General features: G+C 43.7%; 17 protein-coding genes. 8 read left to right on the forward strand and 9 right to left on the reverse strand.

The features are described 5' to 3' along the window. The first annotated feature begins 60 nt into the window (after nucleotides 1–60). Complete coding sequence (locus I8752_RS16740; RefSeq protein ID WP_214433531.1) at nucleotides 61–1650, forward strand: alkaline phosphatase D family protein; 1590 nt, start codon at nucleotides 61–63, stop codon at nucleotides 1648–1650. An 11-nt stretch (nucleotides 1651–1661) separates the two neighbouring features. Here I8752_RS16740 and I8752_RS16745 read toward each other — a convergent pair whose 3' ends face one another. Further along, on the reverse strand, nucleotides 1662–1859 hold the full coding sequence (locus tag I8752_RS16745; protein ID WP_214433438.1) for a hypothetical protein: 198 nt from the start codon (nucleotides 1857–1859) through the stop codon (nucleotides 1662–1664). A gap of 105 nt (nucleotides 1860–1964) precedes the next feature. Beyond that, a complete protein-coding gene (locus tag I8752_RS16750; RefSeq protein ID WP_214433439.1) occupies nucleotides 1965–3878 on the reverse strand; it encodes a GTPase family protein in 1914 nt (637 codons plus the stop codon). 202 nt (nucleotides 3879–4080) lie between these two features. Here I8752_RS16750 and I8752_RS16755 point away from each other — a divergent pair, with 202 nt between their 5' ends. Beyond that, nucleotides 4081–4443, forward strand: coding sequence for a hypothetical protein (locus I8752_RS16755; RefSeq protein WP_214433440.1), 363 nt, complete (start codon nucleotides 4081–4083; stop codon nucleotides 4441–4443). 37 nt (nucleotides 4444–4480) lie between these two features. Here the strand turns inward: I8752_RS16755 and I8752_RS16760 are convergent, their stop codons facing one another. From I8752_RS16760 to I8752_RS16780, 5 genes are all read right to left on the reverse strand, one after another. Then, nucleotides 4481–5857 carry an AtzE family amidohydrolase gene (locus I8752_RS16760; protein WP_214433441.1) on the reverse strand — a complete coding sequence of 459 codons (1377 nt, stop codon included), beginning with the start codon at nucleotides 5855–5857 and terminating at the stop codon, nucleotides 4481–4483. Next, a complete protein-coding gene (locus I8752_RS16765) occupies nucleotides 5854–6042 on the reverse strand; it encodes a DUF4089 domain-containing protein (protein WP_214433442.1) in 189 nt (62 codons plus the stop codon). The genes I8752_RS16760 and I8752_RS16765 overlap by 4 nt, the downstream gene beginning before the upstream one ends. A 38-nt stretch (nucleotides 6043–6080) precedes the next feature. Next, entirely contained in the window at nucleotides 6081–6431 is a 351-nt protein-coding gene (locus I8752_RS16770) for a DUF952 domain-containing protein (protein ID WP_214433443.1), read from the reverse strand. Between the two features lie 3 nt (nucleotides 6432–6434). Continuing rightward, nucleotides 6435–7133 carry an HAD family hydrolase gene (locus I8752_RS16775; RefSeq protein WP_214433444.1) on the reverse strand — a complete coding sequence of 233 codons (699 nt, stop codon included), beginning with the start codon at nucleotides 7131–7133 and terminating at the stop codon, nucleotides 6435–6437. Nucleotides 7134–7265: 132 nt separating this feature from the next. Further along, nucleotides 7266–8783, reverse strand: a complete 1518-nt coding sequence (locus I8752_RS16780; protein ID WP_214433532.1) for a thioredoxin-like domain-containing protein — start codon at nucleotides 8781–8783, stop codon at nucleotides 7266–7268. Nucleotides 8784–8907: 124 nt separating this feature from the next. Between I8752_RS16780 and I8752_RS16785 the strand changes: the two genes are divergently transcribed. Both I8752_RS16785 and I8752_RS16790 read left to right on the forward strand, forming a co-directional pair. Next, complete coding sequence (locus I8752_RS16785) at nucleotides 8908–9687, forward strand: SIMPL domain-containing protein (protein ID WP_214433445.1); 780 nt, start codon at nucleotides 8908–8910, stop codon at nucleotides 9685–9687. A 354-nt stretch (nucleotides 9688–10041) separates the two neighbouring features. After that, nucleotides 10042–10953 carry a glutaminase gene (locus tag I8752_RS16790; RefSeq protein ID WP_214433446.1) on the forward strand — a complete coding sequence of 304 codons (912 nt, stop codon included), beginning with the start codon at nucleotides 10042–10044 and terminating at the stop codon, nucleotides 10951–10953. Nucleotides 10954–10970: 17 nt separating this feature from the next. Here I8752_RS16790 and I8752_RS16795 read toward each other — a convergent pair whose 3' ends face one another. Then, nucleotides 10971–12665 carry a hypothetical protein gene (locus I8752_RS16795; RefSeq protein WP_214433447.1) on the reverse strand — a complete coding sequence of 565 codons (1695 nt, stop codon included), beginning with the start codon at nucleotides 12663–12665 and terminating at the stop codon, nucleotides 10971–10973. A gap of 22 nt (nucleotides 12666–12687) precedes the next feature. Then, on the reverse strand, nucleotides 12688–12975 hold the full coding sequence (locus I8752_RS16800; RefSeq protein ID WP_214433448.1) for a hypothetical protein: 288 nt from the start codon (nucleotides 12973–12975) through the stop codon (nucleotides 12688–12690). Between the two features lie 550 nt (nucleotides 12976–13525). Here I8752_RS16800 and psaA point away from each other — a divergent pair. The 4 genes from psaA (at nucleotide 13526) to I8752_RS16820 (ending at nucleotide 18925) form a co-directional block, all read left to right on the forward strand. Beyond that, nucleotides 13526–15784, forward strand: coding sequence for a photosystem I core protein PsaA (psaA, locus tag I8752_RS16805; RefSeq protein ID WP_214433449.1), 2259 nt, complete (start codon nucleotides 13526–13528; stop codon nucleotides 15782–15784). Between the two features lie 180 nt (nucleotides 15785–15964). Further along, a complete protein-coding gene (gene psaB / locus I8752_RS16810; protein ID WP_214433450.1) occupies nucleotides 15965–18190 on the forward strand; it encodes a photosystem I core protein PsaB in 2226 nt (741 codons plus the stop codon). Between the two features lie 181 nt (nucleotides 18191–18371). Further along, complete coding sequence (locus tag I8752_RS16815; protein WP_214433451.1) at nucleotides 18372–18578, forward strand: hypothetical protein; 207 nt, start codon at nucleotides 18372–18374, stop codon at nucleotides 18576–18578. Beyond that, on the forward strand, nucleotides 18578–18925 hold the full coding sequence (locus I8752_RS16820; RefSeq protein WP_214433452.1) for a type II toxin-antitoxin system PemK/MazF family toxin: 348 nt from the start codon (nucleotides 18578–18580) through the stop codon (nucleotides 18923–18925). The genes I8752_RS16815 and I8752_RS16820 overlap by 1 nt, the downstream gene beginning before the upstream one ends. The last annotated feature ends 11 nt before the right edge of the window (nucleotides 18926–18936 follow it).

Consider the following 18936-nt stretch of genomic DNA (forward strand, 5'->3'; position numbering starts at 1 on the left):
AATCCCTCTTCGTGTTAGCTGTTGCTGTACTTTAAATTACCTATTAGACAGGAGTATAAAATAGTGGATTATCGGAGTTTGGAGCAGTTTTTGCACAGTCACATCAAACGACGCAACTTAATTATTGGGGCAGGAGCATTCACTGGTTTAGCGATCGCCAACCAATTTTCTCATCAAAAGGCGATCGCCAAAACTAGATTTTCCAATTATCCCTTTACCTTGGGTGTAGCGTCGGGCGAACCCGATCCGACAAGCGTGGTAATCTGGACTCGTCTAGCTCCCGAACCCTTAAACGGCGGGGGAATGCCACCGGTGAATGTGCCAATTCACTGGGAAGTGGCAAGCGATGCCAATATGAGGCGTATTGTCTCCAGAGGTACTGTACTTGCAACCCCACAATTAGCTCACTCAGTTCGAGTTGTGGTAGAAGGACTGCAATCTGATACTTGGTATTGGTATCGGTTTAATGTCGGTCAAGATGCTAGCCCAATTGGTCGCACTCGTACAGCTCCTTTTGCAAATAGCTATTTCAGTAAATTAAACTTTGCTCTTGTTTCTTGCCAAAACTACCAGCAAGGGTATTATACAGCTTACAAATATCTGGCTAAAGACGACCTCGACTTAGTAGTGCATGTTGGTGACTACATTTACGAGGGAGGAATTTCAGCAACAGCAATCAGACCGCATAACAGTCCAGAAATTTTGACATTGGAAGATTACCGCAACCGTCACGCTCTCTATAAAACCGATGCTAATCTGCAAGCAGCTCATCGAGCATTTCCCTGGATTGTTACTTGGGACGACCACGAAGTAGAAAACAACTACGCCAATGACATTTCAGAAGTTGATAACGAACCAGACCAAGACCCGCAAGTTTTTCTCCAACGCCGGGCAGCTGCTTATCAAGCTTACTACGAGCATATGCCACTGCGACCCTTTTCAAAGCCCAAAGGCCCAGATGCACAAATTTTCCGTCGGCTTGATTTCGGGAATTTAGCAACCTTCCATGTCTTAGATACTCGTCAATATCGTACAGATCAGCCTTGTGGTGATGGTACTAAAGAACGGTGTGCAGCGGATTTCGACCCCAAAGCAACGATTACTGGCAAGCGTCAGGAAGATTGGCTATATGATGGTTTAAATAAATCGCAGACTAAGTGGAATATTATCGCTCAACAGGTTGTAGTTGCTCAGATTGACACTAAGCCAGGAGAAGGCGGAACTTACAGCATGGATAAGTGGGATGGATACTTGGCTTCCCGCGATCGCCTAATGCATTTTCTAGAACAGCGCAAACCATCGAATCCAGTCGTCTTATCGGGTGATATCCATTCCAACTGGGCAATGAATTTAAAGGCTGACTTTAATAAACCAGAATCTACTACAGTTGGGAGCGAATTCGTTTGTACATCAATTAGTTCCGCTGGAGATGGAGCAGACAGCAACCCCACAGTTGAAGCTTACTTACCTGACAACCCACACATTAAGTTCTACAACGGTCAACGGGGATATGTTCGCTGTTCCCTAACTCCCACAACTTGGAAGACAGACTATATGGTTGTGTCAAAGGTTACAATCCCAGATGGGACGATTAGTAAACGCGCTTCATTTGTGGTTGAAGATGGTCGTTCAGGAATACAACAAGCCTAATCGTTTAATTCTTAGGTAATATCATATCCACCTAAATAGTTACGATAAGAGCGACGCAAAGAAGGGGAGACGCGGTGAGGAAGTTGGAGTCTTGGCGGTTTCCGTCGAGTCCAAACTTCCGAACCCGAAGGGGGACGCGGAGAATTTTTAATTGTAAGTGATTTACCAGTGATGATGTAATATAGGGTTTCGATTGGGACTCGTACCATTTCACTTTATAAATGATGCAAATAGGGATGTAAGGGCGAACGTAACAGCGCCCCTACGCCTGTACTTCATTTACCTGAAAAACGCTGTATTAAATTTGTTTTAGCTTATACTTGCTTCAAGTAGTACTCAAACCGTTCTCGGAGTTGTTCGACCTTTAGATTCTGAGTCCAGTATTCTACTAAAGCATGACCAAATGCCCAAGCGTTGCGATCGGGTGAAGCAGGATTTTCTAACAACAACGGCCAGAGGGTTAGCAGGTCAAAATTGAGCGTTTTGGAGTCGCCAGTATTTAATAGCGAAAAAAGTTCATAAGCCATCTGGAGTTTGCCAATTACAACAGGCAACTGTTCCACAGGAATTTGCTCTGCTAGGAGATATGCTAGGGCTGGAGAACCAGTTGATAGCGTAGAAATAAACTGAAGGACGGGACTTTTAAGCAGTGCTGTCAGTCCTTGTGTAGTTGCCATCTGAAACGTGTAACGATCGATAATTTTGGCTGCTGCAACGGTGCGGGCTTCCAAGTTTCGTAAAAAACGAGCCAGTCGCAGTTGTTTAGCTGGAGCGATCGCATCTACTAGTCCCAAAGATAGTGCTTCTATTCCCCAGGCAACTCGTCCTGTTTTTGAGTCTCCCGTGACAACAGGTAGAACCAGATTACAAAAATCTAACTGTTTGGCGCGATATTCGGTAGCTTCCCGAATTGCAATTTCCTTTGGGCGATCGCCCCATTCCCAATCATAAGGTGGTTGCCATTCGCGGATAGGACGCAAACGATCTACTTGAGTAACGACAGCGATCGCGCTTAATTCGCTAACTTCCGCCTTAATATCTTTGAGAAAGTCCACATCCATTTGTAAAGCAGGGTCAAGAGCAGGAGTGACCAACACTAGTAAATCGGTATTTGTGGCATAGTCAAGCACCAATTTTCCCAAATCTCCACGGTTGACTTGTTCGTAACCTGGAGTGTCCCAAAGCGTTAAAGTTTCTCCAGATTGGGTTTGCCACTGGTAACTTTGAATTTTTTCGGTACTGGGCAAAACATCAACAACTGCTTTATCCGCTTGAAACAAAGTGTTAATCAAACTGCTTTTTCCCGATCCCGTTCGCCCTGCCAACAGAATATTAACGGGTTTTTGCTCAACCGCTGCGGCTGGTTCGGCTTGAGTGAGGATGTCTCGCAGTGTTTGAGTTTTGACTTTGGGTTGTTTTGGTGTTGAAACAGCAGTTGCAGAAATTGGTAGCGTACTACTGCCGTAAAGAGCGATCGCTTGCCGACACAAGTTTCTTAAAGCAGCTTCTCTGAGCAGTTGGCCCAAATTTCCTAACAATTGCTGAGTGGCGCGATTGCTTGTACCTTTGGTAGCTCGATTAGCAACAGCCGCCACCGGATTTAGCAGCCACTGCGCCCAGTTCCAGGCTTGCCAGATTTTACGAGCAGATGGTTCTAACTTCTGGTATACCTCGTATGCTTGGTATGCTTGTCCAACCGTGACTTGATTGAGAGCAGGCGATAACTTCTGCATCCACTGATCTAGGTCATCTACGGTTCCGCGAATCAATCCGTAAGCTTGGGGAACGTAGATATTGAGTAAGGGATATTGAACTTCAGGATTGTAGATCCGAGCGATCGCTACGACTAAATCTTGGCATCGCGTCCAAAAAGTTTGCCAATCTTCCCAAATAGGGCGATCGTTCGCTGCGGTTTTGAGAATTTCTTGAAGCGCGGCTTGGGCTTGTTGAGTGCGATCGCTTCCCCCTGGTAATCCGATTGCATTGTCTGTGGCAGATTCCAGTTCTTCTCTCACCTCTGCCAGTGCAGCCTCCACCTCCCTGACTCCAGGTTGAGTCCATCTCACTAGCAGCCAACGCCAGCCCACAAATACAAGAGTAAATACACCCCAAATCCAATTAATGCCCCACTCATGGATTTGTAAGCCTGCCGATATTAATAAGAAAGTGATGATGGAGGCGATCGGGATTGCTAATACTACCCACTGCCACGGTTTTAATCGCACCATACCTCATACCTGCTTAGATAACGCTTCTTCTACAAATAGTAACTATGCTTTACCGAGCAAAGTAAACTCCTGTATTAAAATCAATCGTGTGACTGAGATTAATTAAAAGAATAAGCGTTATCCGCATAGAGTTAAGACTACAAATTATTGTCTAAAGTTGAACCATTTATAATGATTAAGCAACAAGCTCTGAGGTAAAGACATGACCACAGTAGCGATCCTGCCAGTATCGGATGCGAGTGGAGGTAAGATTTATCGGGCGATCGCAGGTGATAAACAATCAACAGGTAGAACGGCTGGTGAAGCACTAGATGCTTTGACTGCCCAAATGGAAGATGACGAATTAAATACTCTGTTGGTGATTCAAAGTTTTCGTCCTGACTGGTTTTTCAGTGCCGAACAGCAAAAGCGTTTATCCGAGTTGATGAATCTTTGGCGAACAGCACGCGATCGAGGACAAACACTGTCTCCAAAGCAGCAATTAGAACTAGATAGTCTTGTTGAAGCTGAATTGAAAGGTGCTACAGCCCGTTCAGCAGCATTGGTGCAAAAGATTGGTAAATGAATCCTTTCCTTACCATAGTTGCTACTTTATTTCTATCCTACAAAGTCTTATTTACTGAAACTACACTTTTTGCTTCTAGCACTGCTGCAACTTGTAAAATCAACGCTTCATTATAGGGTGCAGCTATTAATTGTACGCCTAGAGGTAGGGCATTCGGGCGCTGAACTGGTACTGATAACACAGGTAAGCCGATAAAAGATAATGGCTGAGTGAATAAACCTAAATGAGGACGGATGAGAATTTCTTCACCATCTAAAATCATGGTTTGTTGTCCAATTAGTGGTGCTGAAATTGGTGTAGTTGGGGCAATAATTACATCCACATTTTGAAAAAGTTCGCGGACGCGATCGCAATACCATCTTCTAAACCGTTGTGCTTGCAAATACCAATTACTCGGAATTAACGCCCCCGCCAAAAAGCGATCGCGTGTAGCTGGATCGAAATCTTGGGGACGCGATCGCAGTTTCTCGAAATGCAGATTTGCCCCCTCGCTAGCTGTAATCACAAAGGCGGCTGCACGGGCGCGGTGTGCTTCTGGTATCGTCACATACTCAGTTACATTCAAAGCATCCGCTACCTGTTGTACTGCTGCCAATGCTTCCGGTTCTGCACCTATGAGAAAGTAATCATCAGCGATCGCAATTCTGATACCAGAGATATCTCGATTGAGTTGTGGTAAACATAATTCCAGAGGACGCTTTGTGCAAACTAGATCGCGATCGTCTTCACCCTGAAGCGCATCAAACACCGTAGCGATATCCCGCACCGAACCAGTAAAGGGCCCAATGTGGTCAAAACTGCTAGAAAATAAAGCTGCACCAGCACGAGATAACCTTCCGTAAGTTGGTTTCAAACCAAAAACACCACACAAAGCCGCGGGAACGCGAATTGAACCGTTAGTATCAGAACCTAATGTTAGCGGTACTAACCCAGCAGCAACCGCCGCAGCCGAACCACCCGAAGAACCGCCTGCTACCCGCTGCAAATCGTGGGGATTGCGAGTAGCACCGTAATGAGAGTTTTCCGTTACAAACCCATAGGCGTACTCATCCATATTTAAAGCACCAACCAACACAGCACCCGCTTGTTTCAACTTAGTTACAGCTGTTGCATCTTGAGTTGCTGGGGGATTTTCTGCGTTAATTTTCGCTCCCGCCAGAGTTGTCAAACCAGCAATATCGAAGAGGTTTTTGACAGCAAAAGGTACACCAGCCAACACACCAGGATTATTACCAACAGCTATTTCTTTATCTATTCGTGCTGCATCTGCCAAAGCCGTTTCCGCAGTTACAGTTGTAAAACAGTTGAGTTCATTATTTCTGGCTGCGATTGTTGCTAATGCAGCTTTAGTAACTTCCAGTGCGCTAACTTTACCTTTACACACAGCATTTGCTATTGATACAGCATCATTCATGGTTCAAACACTGGTGCGACTTCGATTTCTTCTGGTATGGGAAAAGAGTTTACTACTTGTGCGATCGCTTTAATTCTCTCAAAATTCGCTACCACCCCATCCCGATATTCATCTCTTAATTGCAAATCCAACAACAACGACATTTGCTTAATATACTCACTCACATTGAATTCCTGACTTTCCATCTTTCTTACTTCGTGTCCTTTGTGTCCTTTGCGGTTCGTTATTCCAAATTTACAACTTCTTGCGGCAACTCAAAAAAACCATCTTCCCCAGGTTCAAAGTTAATCACCTTATAGACAGCATCAACATTTAACTCACCATAAATGTGCGGAAAGACTTCACCTATCTCAGCCTCTTCATAGCGAATTTCAGCTTTAACGCGATCGGAGTCAATAAAAAGCAATACCAAGTCTTTTTGATTAAAGAAAAACCTATTTGCAACTTTGACAATTTGCGTTGACTTAGAACAGTGAATAAAGCCTTCATTATCTAGAGAATCAGCATGATAGCTACCAAGATTTTTTGCTTCTCGCCATTCTTGGCTACGAGTAATGTGGAGGATAGTATTCATAAATTACTTAGGAATAGTTGCTGTTTCTAATATTTTTATAAAATAGTTTAAGTCCGTGAAATCTTTAATTACCTTTGTAGCACCTACATTTAATAATGTCTGTGCTACTTTACCACTACCTATACCAATCATAGCAATACTTAGCTGATAGGCTACTTTTACGTCCCAAGTACCATCACCGACAAAAACAATTTTTTTAAAATTATCAATTTTATAAATATTTTTAGCTTTGACAATAGCAGTATTGACAATATCAGTTCGTGAAATTCCATCATCGGCTGAAGCCAAAGGTATACTTTCTATTTTTAAATTTGCTTTTTGCAGCTTCAGTTCAGCAGATTCACGCCATCCACCAGTTGCGATCGCAACACACCAATCACGAGTCAAACATAAATTGGCTAATAAATTCGCAGAACCAGAAATTTCGCTAAATAAATCTTGGTTATGATTACATGCTTCTTGAAGTAAATTAACAAAGCGTATTTTGATTCTTGCTACTTCTTCATTTGATGGAATACGACCTAATTTTTCTATAAAAATCTGCTGAGTAATTCCAGAGTCGGTAACATGTGTGTATTCAGCCCAGTTTCTATTTATATCAGAAATCTTTAATTCTGACTTCAAAGCGTTTACAAAACAATCTTCATCAATTTTGTAGGTATTGGTCAGTGTACCATCAATATCAAAAATTACTAATTTCATAAATATATTTATTTGAATTTATAGAGCATACTAAAACTTGAATATTTATCCAGCGATCGCTCAACATCTCTCTTTAAAATCTCAGGCATAGACATAGAGTCTTTCTTTGCGACTTTGCGCGAAATAATTCTTTTATAAATTAGGTGGAATACAAACATCTGGCGCGCACAAACTAGGAAATTGTAAAGTCGTAACCTCAAACGTATTTAAATCTACACGACGGATAGCGTGATTATTAGTATCAGCTATATATAAATATGAACCTATTGCACTCAATCCAGAAGGTTCAAAAAAGCGGGTATTCTTACCTTTACCATCTTCTAAACCAGCAGAACCATCTCCCAAAACTGTTTGACAATTTCCTGTGCTGGGACTCACTAATTTAATTTTGTGATTATAAGTATCAGCTATCCAGAGAAAATTCTGAGCGTATTCTATTCCTAAACAATGCTGTAACCACACATCTTCACCTTGTCCATCTACATCGCCAAAGCCAAATAACTGCCCACTACCGCAAACAGTTCGTACTTGTTGCGGTTCTACCAAACCCACGCCACGAATTGAACTTACTTCACTGTCAGCAATATATAATTCTTGCCCATTGATACTAATACCACTAGGTTGAGCAAAGGCAGATTCGGTTAGAGAACCATCAACACAACCTTCTGCACCAGTGCCAGCATAAGTTTTGACGATACCTGTTTCTAAATCCATTTGCCAGATTTGATGCGGCCCTGCCATTGCAATAAACAAAGTATTTCCAACTTTCACTAAATCCCAAGGAGAATTAAGCGCGGTTTCTAAACCAGCACCACCATGTGGCCGGATATTGCGACTTTGTTCGCCCGTTCCGGCTATGGTTTCTACAACTTGACGTTTCAAATCAATTTTCCGTAAAGCATGATTTTCTGTATCTGCAATGTAGAGAATCTGATTTTCTGCATCAAATGTCATTCCCTGCGGTGCAAAAAACTGCGCTTCGCTAAAACTACCGTCAGCTAAACCAGATTTTCCCGTACCAATTAAATGCAGAATTTCCCCATCAAAACTACTCATAACCAAGCGGTGATGTCCAGAATCAGCGATGAACAAACCCTCTGAAGTAGCTAAGACTTTACCAGGAAAAGCTAAAGGCGTAATTAATGGTTGACGCTGTTTTTCTAAAGTCAAGCTAAGTTCTTGAAAATTAATAGTACCTTTCTCAGAGTGTTGGCTAATTAACTCTTGAATTAACCGATCTAAAGCATCACGATTACCTTCTCCAGGAACGTAATCAACTATGTAGCCTTGCGGATCGATAACTATTAAGGTAGGCCAAGCACGCACTGTATACTCTTGCCAAACCCGAAAACCAATATCAACTAAAACCGGATGTTCGATATCGTAGCGCAGAATAGCTTGGCGGATGTTTTCGCTTTCTTTTTCGTTGTCAAATTTGGCAGAATGGATACCGATAACAGTGAGACTATCTTTATATTTCTGTTCTAAATATTTTAATTTTGGTAGAACATGCAAACAGTTGATACAACAATACGTCCAAAAGTCTAAAATTACAACTCTACCTTTGAGTTGCTTCATAGATAAAGGTTTATCTGTATTGAGCCAAGAGTAATTTTGTGGTAATTCTGGCGCTCTGATACGGGGAGCCATAATAATTCGTAATTCGTAATTCGTAATTAAGAAAAACGTTTGAGTTTCCAAAACTGTAACGCGATCGCCTACCAACACATCTCAATGCCAGATTGGAAACACACAAAAATTTTCTCATAGATTTATGGCTTACTATTGTTTAACAAGTTTTAAACTTAATTCTGGTAAAACGTTAAAATGGCTGCCTGCTTTTTGTTTAGTAGGTTTGGTGGGTTGTCAAGCGGCTCAAAGTCAAGTCACGCCAAATACGACATTTCAATCTCAAACACTTGTAGTTTCTGGAAGAGGGACAGTGGATATTCCCAGAACAACTGCAAAAGTCAGTTTGGGTGTGGAGGTACAGGGTGAAACTTCTGCACTTGTGCAACAGGAACTTGCCAAGCGATCGCTAGCAGTGGTTAATTTATTGAAAGCACATTCGGATGTAACTAAGTTAGAAACCACTAGTATCAGTCTCAATCCCCGCTACAGTCAAAAAGGTGGCAAGCAAGTAATCTCTGGCTATTCTGCAACCAACATTGTCCGCTTCCAAATTGCTCCAGAAAAAATTGGCACATTGTTGGATGAAGCGGTTAAAACAGGAGCTACACGGGTTGATGGTGTAACATTAGTAGCATCAGATGAAGCGATCGCAGCTGCTCAAAAAGAAGCGATCGATGCAGCCTCAAAAGATGCTCGTTCTCAAGCAGATGCAGCTCTTGGCGCTTTGGAACTGAAGCAACGAGAAATTGTCAGCATTCAAATTAACGGCGCTCGTCCACCGATGCCAGTAGCAATGCCATTGAGCAGCTTGGCACAAAACAGTACGGCAGATTTAGCTAGTACGCCTGTGGTTGCTGGAGAACAACGTATAGAAGCTTTTGTAACACTCCAAGTTCGCTATCAACCTACTGAGCGAAATTAAAAAGATGAAAACAATAAAAGAATTAAAGACTCGTATTAAGGAACTCAGTAAACAAGCTGTTGAACTCAGACAACAAGCATCCCAATTGTATTTAACTAACTAGGAGCAAGCCAAACAATTCAGACAACTGGCAAGAGAAGCTAACAAGCGCTGTCAAGTATTAAGTAGGTGGACATAATTAAATGTAAAATGTCAATCTGTGAAACCCTATTATCAACTGGCTTTTCCCTTCTGCCTTCTGCCTTCTGCCTCCTGCCTTCTACTTAATACAAGAGTTAAAACGCCAACAATTTTAAAGCTAAAAAGCGCAATTTTAACCGTATAAACTAGAAATGGTATTAGTGGATATTACTTTTGAAAGGACTTGATAAACTAACTACTACTGATTTGTCAGCTTGGGTGCAATTAGCCAAAACTCAAACTGAACTAGGACAAGTTAGCGATCGCATCCCAAAATTAGCATTAGCCAATCGTCGTTGGTTTGCAGTTCATATCTGCTGTGAATCAAGGAATTACAGCCAAGGAGATACAGCTTGTGTGTTTCCTTTGATGAGTGTTATTAAGCCATTTTCATTGCTTTATTTATTAGAACACTTAGGATCTGCAATAGTTTTGCAATGGGTTGGGGTTGAAGCTTCGGATGCACCTTTCAATTCCCTAGAACAACTAGTTGCTGATAAAGCATATCCGCGCAATCCCATGATTAATAGTGGGGCAATTACCCTTGCTGATAAGTTGCCAGGAAAGAATGGTAGCGATCGCACTCAATTATTCTGTCAATGGTTAAATCAATTAGCAGGCTGTCAACTCAAGTTAGATGAAGCAATGTTGGCTTCTGTACGCTCGTCGCGTTCTCCTGCTAATCTAGCGATCGCCAATTATCTTTCTCAAACAGGGCATCTCAATCATCTTGAAATTGCTCTTGACACTTACGAGCAAATATGCTGTTTATCTGGAACAGTTGAAGATTTAGCTTTGCTGGGAAAAGTCCTTGCTTGTGAAAATGATTTTTTAAACTCACAGCACCGCCGGATTGTCAATGCTGTGATGTTAACCTGTGGACTTTACGAAGCTTCTGCCCAGTTTGCTGTCAAGATTGGTCTGCCGATGAAATCTGGGATTGGGGGTGGACTTTTAGCAATAGTACCAAGTGAGGGAGCGATCGCCATTTACAGTCCTGCCTTGGATAATATAGGTAATCCGGTAGCAGCGATCGCCTTTGTTGAAGCTTTATCGCAAAAGTTAGAGTTGAGTATCTTCAGCTAAAAATATAGCCGTCACCTTCAGGGTGAAGTTGTAGTTTCTGGTAAAGGAGACTCAATGACCTCTGGTAATGTGGGAGGTAGGCTAGGGGATGGTTGAACGTTGGGACGGAAACGGTTAAAAAATCCGCTAAAGTTCCGTTTCTCAGCTTTGGGATTGATTTGTTTTGGTAATTCTGTTGCTTGTGGTGTTAGTGTTACCTCTGGCTGTGGTACTGATGTTGTTTCTGGTGTAGGTGTGATTTCTGGTACTGGAGACTCGATAACCTCTGGTAAAGTCGGGGGTAAGCTAGGCGATGGTTGAGGTGTAGGACGAGGACGACGGTTAAAAAATCCACCGAATCTCTGTTTTTCAGGTTCGGGAACTGCTATTTTTGGCGATTCTGTCGCTTGCGGTGTCGGCGTTACTTCTAGCTGTGGTTCTGGTGTAGGCGTGGTTTCTGGTACAGGAGACTCGATAACCTCTGGTAACGTCGGTGGTAAACTGGGCGATGATTGGGGTGTAGGACGAGGACGATTATTAAAAAATCCGCCAAATCTCTGTTTTTCAGGTTCCGGAACTACTGTTTTTGGCGATTCTGTCGCTTGCGGTGTCGGCGTTATCTCTGGCTGGGGTAATTCCGTTGGCTGTGCTTGCGGTATCTCTGGAACTTGAGTTTCAGGAATTGGTTGTTCTTCCTTAGGCTGTGGTTGTGGTGTTGTCTCCACAGTAGGAGTTGTAGTAGGTATAGGCGTAGGTTCAGTACTAGGTTGCTTGGCAGTATAATTCTGGTCTACAATGCTACGCACATCTTCAGCTTTAAGTTCCCCTCTGACAATTTTCGACAGAGTATCTTTGCCTTTTGGCTGGTAGTCAATCACTCTGACAGTGGTGTTAAAGACATTTTTGATAGGCTTTCCTTGATTATCCAGAAATTCTAGTTTTACCCAATTTTTTCCAGGCTTGAAACCTTTAAGATAAACTGCCTGCCAACGGTCAAGAACGAAGCTTTCGCCATTTATCGTGCAGCGGATGCGCCAATTTCCGAATTCGTCGTTGGGGTTATCCTTGGCAACAAGGTGTAGGGGGGCATTAGTCAGATAAAAGTCCAGCAGAATTGGTTCTGCACCATAATTGTCTTTTGGACGGCTGTAAGTGAGCAAGGGAACAGTAGTATCGGGCTGGTTATCATCAGTTTTGGTAAAAATGTGAAATGTTGTCTGGGCATAAGCGCCTTCATTTTTAAAGCTTTCATGCCAAGGACGGGAGGCAAATACGCGCAGGGTATGAGTACCAGGGGATAAGTCTGGTAAAACCAAAGGCTGATTCAGGTCGTAAACAGCTACATAAGGTCGATTGTCGATAATTACATGTAGATGAGGCCCTAATTCTAGTTGCGGATCTTGAAATATAGGTAAATCTTTAACTTGAAAGCTGACTGTAACTGTGTTTCCTGAGAGAACTTCATCAGGTTTCGGTGTAACTATCGTCACCTGTGGCCGATATACTTCCAAGGCTGGGCGTAGTTCTTGAATAACATCTGGAGGAGATACTTCTGAAAATTGCTGAGAAATCTGTTGAGGTTTTTCTTTGTAGCCAATGGATACCTCTTGACTTACAGCTTTCTCGCCACAACTGGCCAAATTCAAGACTAGCGCTAATGGAATTAACCATCTAAAAATAACAAAACTCCCAGGGAGGAGCTTCTTTAAAGCTAACTTCTGCCACAAATTCATGCCTTACACCCAATTATAATCTTCAACCACTGACCAAAAAGAATTCAGGAGTCAGGACAATGCAGTCCTTTACGGTGAGTCCAGCACTGCAAAGAGAAGTTGCTAGGAGCAGCCAGTTACTTGCAGAGGTTCTTCCAGTAGTCCGCTCAAGTCGGTCAACCTGCCTGTAGCGCTGGCTCTTTGCTCTTGAAAACTGGGTGGTTTTCCTCCAAGCAAACTTCTGCGAGTATTTTCTGACATAAGTGACTGGCGTTAGCACTGGCAAGTCTTCGTCGCCCAAAGGTAAGTTCCCTGTTGTAGTAACTGTCATTCAGCAATCAAAATGACTTTTGTGCAATAGGGATATTCTGGATTCTTCTCAAAAATTATTTTGGCTTAAACTGTCCATCCGGAACTATAGCCCAAAAGGTGAAATTTTCCTTATATTCGCTGACAAATCTTTTGTCTTTCACAAGGATATAGCGAAATAGTGATGTTTTTAACAATGCTTGCTAACAGGCGATTAAATACCGCACCTAATTACTTGAGTGATAAAAACAGCAAATCACAGAATAGTTACTTTATACAGTAAAATCATAAATTTTACGAATTGTTATCCTTTGTAAATTATATGAAGAAACTATTGACTTTTTTACCAACGCTTTGAAGTTAAAAGGCATGAAATGCAATTATTTCAGGGATTTTGAATTATTGTTAAAATGTCTCCAACAGTGTGCAAGTGAAGACTCTATAATTCAACAGAAACAACTCTCCACATCAGAGTCTTCACACCGCTGCTCCAGAAATTTTCTGGATGCTGCGGTAAAGGTTCACTTTGTGGTATCCATGATTCCTCATTCCTTATCCAGAGAGGAGGTCGAATGACAATCAGTCCTCCGGAGCGAGAGGAAAAAAAGGCCAGAGTCATAGTTGATAACGATCCGGTTCCAACCTCATTTGAAAAATGGGCACAGCCTGGTCACTTCGACAGATCTTTAGCCAGAGGTCCCAAAACCACCACATGGATTTGGAACCTTCATGCCCTCGCCCACGATTTTGATACACATACAAGCGATTTAGAAGATATATCCCGCAAGATATTCGCAGCGCACTTCGGACACCTAGCCGTTGTGACGATTTGGTTGAGCGGGATGATATTCCACGGCGCGAAGTTTTCCAACTACGAAGCGTGGCTAACCGACCCATTGAACGTGAAACCTAGCGCTCAAGTCGTTTGGCCCATTGTGGGACAAGACATTTTGAATGGTGATGTTGGTGGTGGCTTCCACGGCATTCAGATCACCTCTGGCTTGTTCCAGGTATGGCGTGGCTGGGGTATTACCAACTCCTTCCAGCTTTACTGCACTGCCATTGGCGGCTTGGTGTTAGCAGGCTTGTTCCTATTTGCTGGTTGGTTCCACTACCACAAGCGCGCTCCCAAACTGGAATGGTTCCAGAATGTGGAGTCAATGCTAAATCACCACTTGCAAGTATTGCTGGGTTGTGGTTCTTTAGGATGGGCTGGTCACTTGATCCATGTGTCCGCACCAACCAACAAACTGCTGGATGCAGGTGTTGCCCTTAAAGACATACCCTTGCCCCACGAATTCATTCTGAACAAAGACTTGTTGATTGAGCTTTATCCTGGCTTTGCCAGCGGTTTAGCACCTTTCTTCACCTTGAATTGGGGTCAGTATGCTGATTTCTTAACATTCAAGGGCGGTTTAAACCCCGTAACAGGCGGCTTGTGGCTGACAGATATTTCTCATCACCACTTAGCGATCGCAGTACTGTTCATTATTGCTGGTCACCAATACCGGACAAACTGGGGTATCGGTCACAGCATTAAAGAGATCCTGGAAAACCATAAAGGACCCTTCACTGGTGAAGGTCACAAAGGTCTCTACGAAAACCTGACCACCTCTTGGCACGCTCAGTTGGCAACTAACCTTGCCTTCTTAGGTTCCTTGACCATCATCATCGCGCATCACATGTACGCGATGCCCCCGTATCCATACTTGGCAACTGATTACGCTACGCAGTTGTGCATATTCACTCACCATATTTGGATCGGTGGTTTCCTAATTGTGGGTGGAGCAGCTCACGCAGCCATCTTCATGGTTCGGGATTACGATCCAGTTGTGAACCAAAACAACCTGCTGGATCGGGTGATTCGTCACCGGGATGCGATTATCTCTCATCTGAACTGGGTTTGTATTTTCCTTGGTTTCCACAGCTTTGGACTTTACATCCACAACGATACAATGCGTGCCTTGGGCCGTCCCCAAGACATGTTCTCTGACACAGCAATTCAGTTGCAGCCAGTGTTTGCTCAGTGGATACAAAATATCCATGCCTTGGCTCCTGGAACAACTGCACCCAATGCCTTAGAACCTGTAAGCTATGTATTTGGCGGCGGTGTTTTGGCTGTAGGCGGTAAAGTGGCAGCTGCACCCATTGCTTTGGGAACAGCCGACTTCTTGATTCACCACATTCATGCCTTTACCATTCACGTCACCGTCCTGATTCTGCTCAAAGGCGTACTATTTGCCCGCAGTTCTCGTCTGATTCCAGACAAGGCAAACCTAGGCTTCCGCTTCCCTTGCGACGGTCCTGGTCGTGGCGGCACCTGTCAAGTATCTGGTTGGGACCATGTGTTCCTCGGATTATTCTGGATGTACAACTCCCTGTCGATTGTGATCTTCCACTTCAGCTGGAAAATGCAATCTGATGTTTGGGGAACCGTAGACGCAGCAGGTAATGTGACTCACATTACTGGTGGTAACTTTGCCCAAAGTGCCATCACCATCAACGGCTGGTTGCGTGACTTCTTGTGGGCACAAGCTTCACAAGTAATCAACTCCTACGGAAGTGCGCTGTCTGCTTATGGACTTATGTTCTTGGGCGCTCACTTTGTCTGGGCATTCAGCTTAATGTTCCTGTTCAGTGGTCGCGGCTACTGGCAAGAATTGATTGAATCCATCGTTTGGGCGCACAATAAACTGAAGGTAGCGCCAGCAATTCAGCCTCGCGCTCTGAGCATCATTCAGGGACGAGCTGTAGGCGTGGCTCACTACCTACTAGGAGGAATTGCTACAACCTGGGCATTCTTCCACGCACACATCCTTTCAGTAGGGTAGCAATCAGTTATGGAGTGCTGAGTGCTGAGGAGCCAGCCGCTTGGGCGGGTCTCCCGACTTGAGCGGACTGGCGTTGCTGAGTGCTGAGTGCTTTAATTAAAACTCGGAACTTTGGACTCAAAACTCAGAACTCCGGATACTGATACCAGATGGCTAAAGGTCAGAGGAATTATCAAACCTATGGCAACGAAATTTCCAAAATTTAGCCAGGATCTCGCACAGGACCCGACTACTCGTCGGATATGGTATGCGATCGCAACAGGCAACGACTTTGAAAGCCATGATGGCATGACAGAAGAAAATCTTTACCAAAAGATTTTCGCTACTCACTTCGGTCACTTGGCAATCATCTTCCTGTGGGCATCCAGCCTCCTGTTCCACGTAGCCTGGCAAGGTAACTTTGAACAGTGGATCAAAGATCCCCTTCACATCCGCCCAATTGCCCACGCGATTTGGGACCCCCACTTCGGTAAACCAGCAATTGAAGCTTTTACCCAAGGTGGTGCTAACTATCCAGTCAACATTACCTATTCTGGTCTCTACCACTGGTGGTACACCATTGGTATGCGGACAAATAGCGAACTATACGCTGGTTCAGTGTTCCTGCTGATCTTCGCGGCTGTCTTATTGTTCGCTGGTTGGCTGCACTTACAGCCCAAGTTCCGCCCCAGCTTGGCATGGTTTAAGAGCGCCGAACATCGCCTTAACCACCACTTAGCAGGTTTATTTGGCGTTAGCTCTTTGGCTTGGGCCGGTCACTTGATTCACGTTGCTATCCCCGAAGCTCGCGGACAGCACGTAGGTTGGGATAACTTTTTGTCTACCCCACCCCACCCAGCAGGTTTGACACCTTTCTTCACAGGTAACTGGGGTGTTTACTCACAAAACCCTGACACTGCTGGCCATGTGTTCGGCACATCTCAAGGTGCAGGGACTGCGATTTTGAGTTTCTTGGGTGGTTTCCATCCCCAAACAGAATCCTTGTGGTTGACTGATATTGCTCACCACCACTTGGCGATCGCAGTACTATTCATAGTTGCCGGTCATATGTACCGGACAAACTTTGGGATTGGTCACAGTCTCAAAGAGGCATTGAATGCTAAAAGCTTCTTCGGTATTCCTGTAGAAGGCCCATTCAACTTACCTCACCAAGGTATCTACGATACCTACAACAACTCCCTACACTTCCAGTTGGGTTGGCACTTAGCAGCTTTGGGTGTGGTTACATCCTTAGTGGCACAGCACATGTACTCCATGCCTTCCTACGCATTTATTGCGAAGGACTACACAACCCAGGCAGCTTTGTACACACACCATCAGTACATCGCTATTTTCCTGATGGTTGGTGCTTTTGCCCACGGAGCAATCTTCTGGGTTCGTGACTACGACCCCGAACAAAACAAAGGCAACGTTCTCGACCGCGTATTGAAGCACAAAGAAGCGATTATCTCGCACCTGAGCTGGGTATCCCTTTTCTTAGGCTTCCACACCCTCGGTTTGTACGTTCACAACGATGTAGTAGTTGCTTTCGGTACTCCAGAAAAGCAAATCTTAATCGAGCCAGTATTCGCTCAGTTCGTCCAAGCTGCTAACGGTAAGGTGCTTTACGGCTTAGATACTTTGTTATCTAACCCAGACAGTGTTGCTTACACAGCATGGCCCAACTACGCTAACGTCTGGCTACCAGGTTGGTTGGAAGCGATCAACTCCGGTACCAACTCTCTGTTCTTAACAATTGGCCCTGGCGACTTCTTGGTACACCATGCGATCGCACTAGGTCTGCACACCACCACCTTGATTTTGGTCAAAGGTGCTTTGGATGCACGTGGTTCCAAGCTGATGCCCGACAAAAAGGACTTCGGCTATTCCTTCCCCTGTGACGGCCCCGGTCGTGGCGGTACTTGCGACATCTCTGCTTGGGATGCCTTCTACTTAGCACTGTTCTGGGCATTGAACACAGTCGGTTGGTTAACCTTCTACTGGCATTGGAAACATTTAGGTATTTGGCAAGGTAACGTTGCTCAGTTCAACGAAAACTCCACATACCTGATGGGTTGGTTCCGCGATTACCTCTGGGCTAACTCTGCTCAATTAATTAACGGTTACAACCCCTACGGCGTGAATAACTTGTCTGTTTGGGCTTGGATGTTCCTCTTCGGACACCTAGTTTGGGCAACAGGCTTCATGTTCCTCATCTCTTGGAGAGGTTACTGGCAAGAGTTGATTGAAACTCTGGTCTGGGCACACGAGCGTACTCCTCTAGCTAACTTGGTTCGCTGGAAAGATAAGCCCGTTGCTATGTCCATCGTTCAAGGTCGTTTGGTTGGTCTAGCTCACTTCACCGTTGGCTATGTCTTGACCTACGCAGCCTTCTTGATTGCCTCTACGGCTGGTAAGTTCGGTTAATTCGGCTGCTAGTTTTGTAGATAAGTAATTTAAATCCCCTGCCGTAAGGTGGGGGATTTTTATTAGGCTAGTAGTATCTATATGAAATATTTACTCTTAGGGGTTGCAAAATTTCTAAAATTAACTTTGTTTACAAGCAGTTATAATTACGGCAAACTAGCAAAATCTTTCATAATAGAAAATGAACACTAAACTTGTAGAATCGCTGTTGCAAGTTATATTATCTCTCTCTGATGAGGAGCGCTTACTATTAGAAGAAAGACTTTTTTTCGATTCATCAGAAGCCTCTTCTCGCGATCTAATACAACTTGCTCAAATAGGTGGTTCATTTAAATTTCTTGAAGATGAACCAGACATATACTCCCTTGAAGATGGAGAACCTATCTGATGTCTCTCCAAAAAGGTGATATTGTCTTAGTTCCATTTCCGTTTACAAATTTAAGTGGAACAAAGCTGCGCCCTGGTTTAGTTTTATGGGTAGATACTATGGGGGATGATATCACTTTATGTTTTATTTCATCTCAAAATATAAGTAGTTTAAGTCAAGAAGAGTTCATCTTAGAACCTTCAGATCCAGATTTTTCTGGTACTGGATTACGAGTTGTTTCTAAAGTTAGGGTAACTCGAATAACTACCATAGAGCGTAGACTAATTACTAGAAGGATAGGTAAATTAGGAGCAAGCCAAGTTCAACAGTTGAATACAATAATGCTTCAAGCCTTGAAACTAACATAATGTAAAGCATT

The organism is Dendronalium phyllosphericum CENA369 (assembly GCF_016056275.1).
Taxonomy (GTDB): domain Bacteria; phylum Cyanobacteriota; class Cyanobacteriia; order Cyanobacteriales; family Nostocaceae; genus Dendronalium; species Dendronalium phyllosphericum.

Excerpts from the sequence above, each read along its gene's own strand:
- I8752_RS16745 (WP_214433438.1), bottom strand. The coding sequence starts at position 1,859 with ATGGTACGAGTCCCAATCGAAACCCTATATTACATCATCACTGGTAAA.
- I8752_RS16750 (WP_214433439.1), bottom strand. The coding sequence starts at position 3,878 with ATGGTGCGATTAAAACCGTGGCAGTGGGTAGTATTAGCAATCCCGATC.
- I8752_RS16755 (WP_214433440.1), top strand. The coding sequence starts at position 4,081 with ATGACCACAGTAGCGATCCTGCCAGTATCGGATGCGAGTGGAGGTAAG.
- I8752_RS16760 (WP_214433441.1), bottom strand. The coding sequence starts at position 5,857 with ATGAATGATGCTGTATCAATAGCAAATGCTGTGTGTAAAGGTAAAGTT.
- I8752_RS16765 (WP_214433442.1), bottom strand. The coding sequence starts at position 6,042 with ATGGAAAGTCAGGAATTCAATGTGAGTGAGTATATTAAGCAAATGTCG.
- I8752_RS16770 (WP_214433443.1), bottom strand. The coding sequence starts at position 6,431 with ATGAATACTATCCTCCACATTACTCGTAGCCAAGAATGGCGAGAAGCA.
- I8752_RS16775 (WP_214433444.1), bottom strand. The coding sequence starts at position 7,133 with ATGAAATTAGTAATTTTTGATATTGATGGTACACTGACCAATACCTAC.
- I8752_RS16780 (WP_214433532.1), bottom strand. The coding sequence starts at position 8,783 with ATGGCTCCCCGTATCAGAGCGCCAGAATTACCACAAAATTACTCTTGG.
- I8752_RS16785 (WP_214433445.1), top strand. The coding sequence starts at position 8,908 with ATGGCTTACTATTGTTTAACAAGTTTTAAACTTAATTCTGGTAAAACG.
- I8752_RS16795 (WP_214433447.1), bottom strand. The coding sequence starts at position 12,665 with ATGAATTTGTGGCAGAAGTTAGCTTTAAAGAAGCTCCTCCCTGGGAGT.
- I8752_RS16800 (WP_214433448.1), bottom strand. The coding sequence starts at position 12,975 with ATGACAGTTACTACAACAGGGAACTTACCTTTGGGCGACGAAGACTTG.
- psaA (WP_214433449.1), top strand. The coding sequence starts at position 13,526 with ATGACAATCAGTCCTCCGGAGCGAGAGGAAAAAAAGGCCAGAGTCATA.
- psaB (WP_214433450.1), top strand. The coding sequence starts at position 15,965 with ATGGCAACGAAATTTCCAAAATTTAGCCAGGATCTCGCACAGGACCCG.
- I8752_RS16815 (WP_214433451.1), top strand. The coding sequence starts at position 18,372 with ATGAACACTAAACTTGTAGAATCGCTGTTGCAAGTTATATTATCTCTC.
- I8752_RS16820 (WP_214433452.1), top strand. The coding sequence starts at position 18,578 with ATGTCTCTCCAAAAAGGTGATATTGTCTTAGTTCCATTTCCGTTTACA.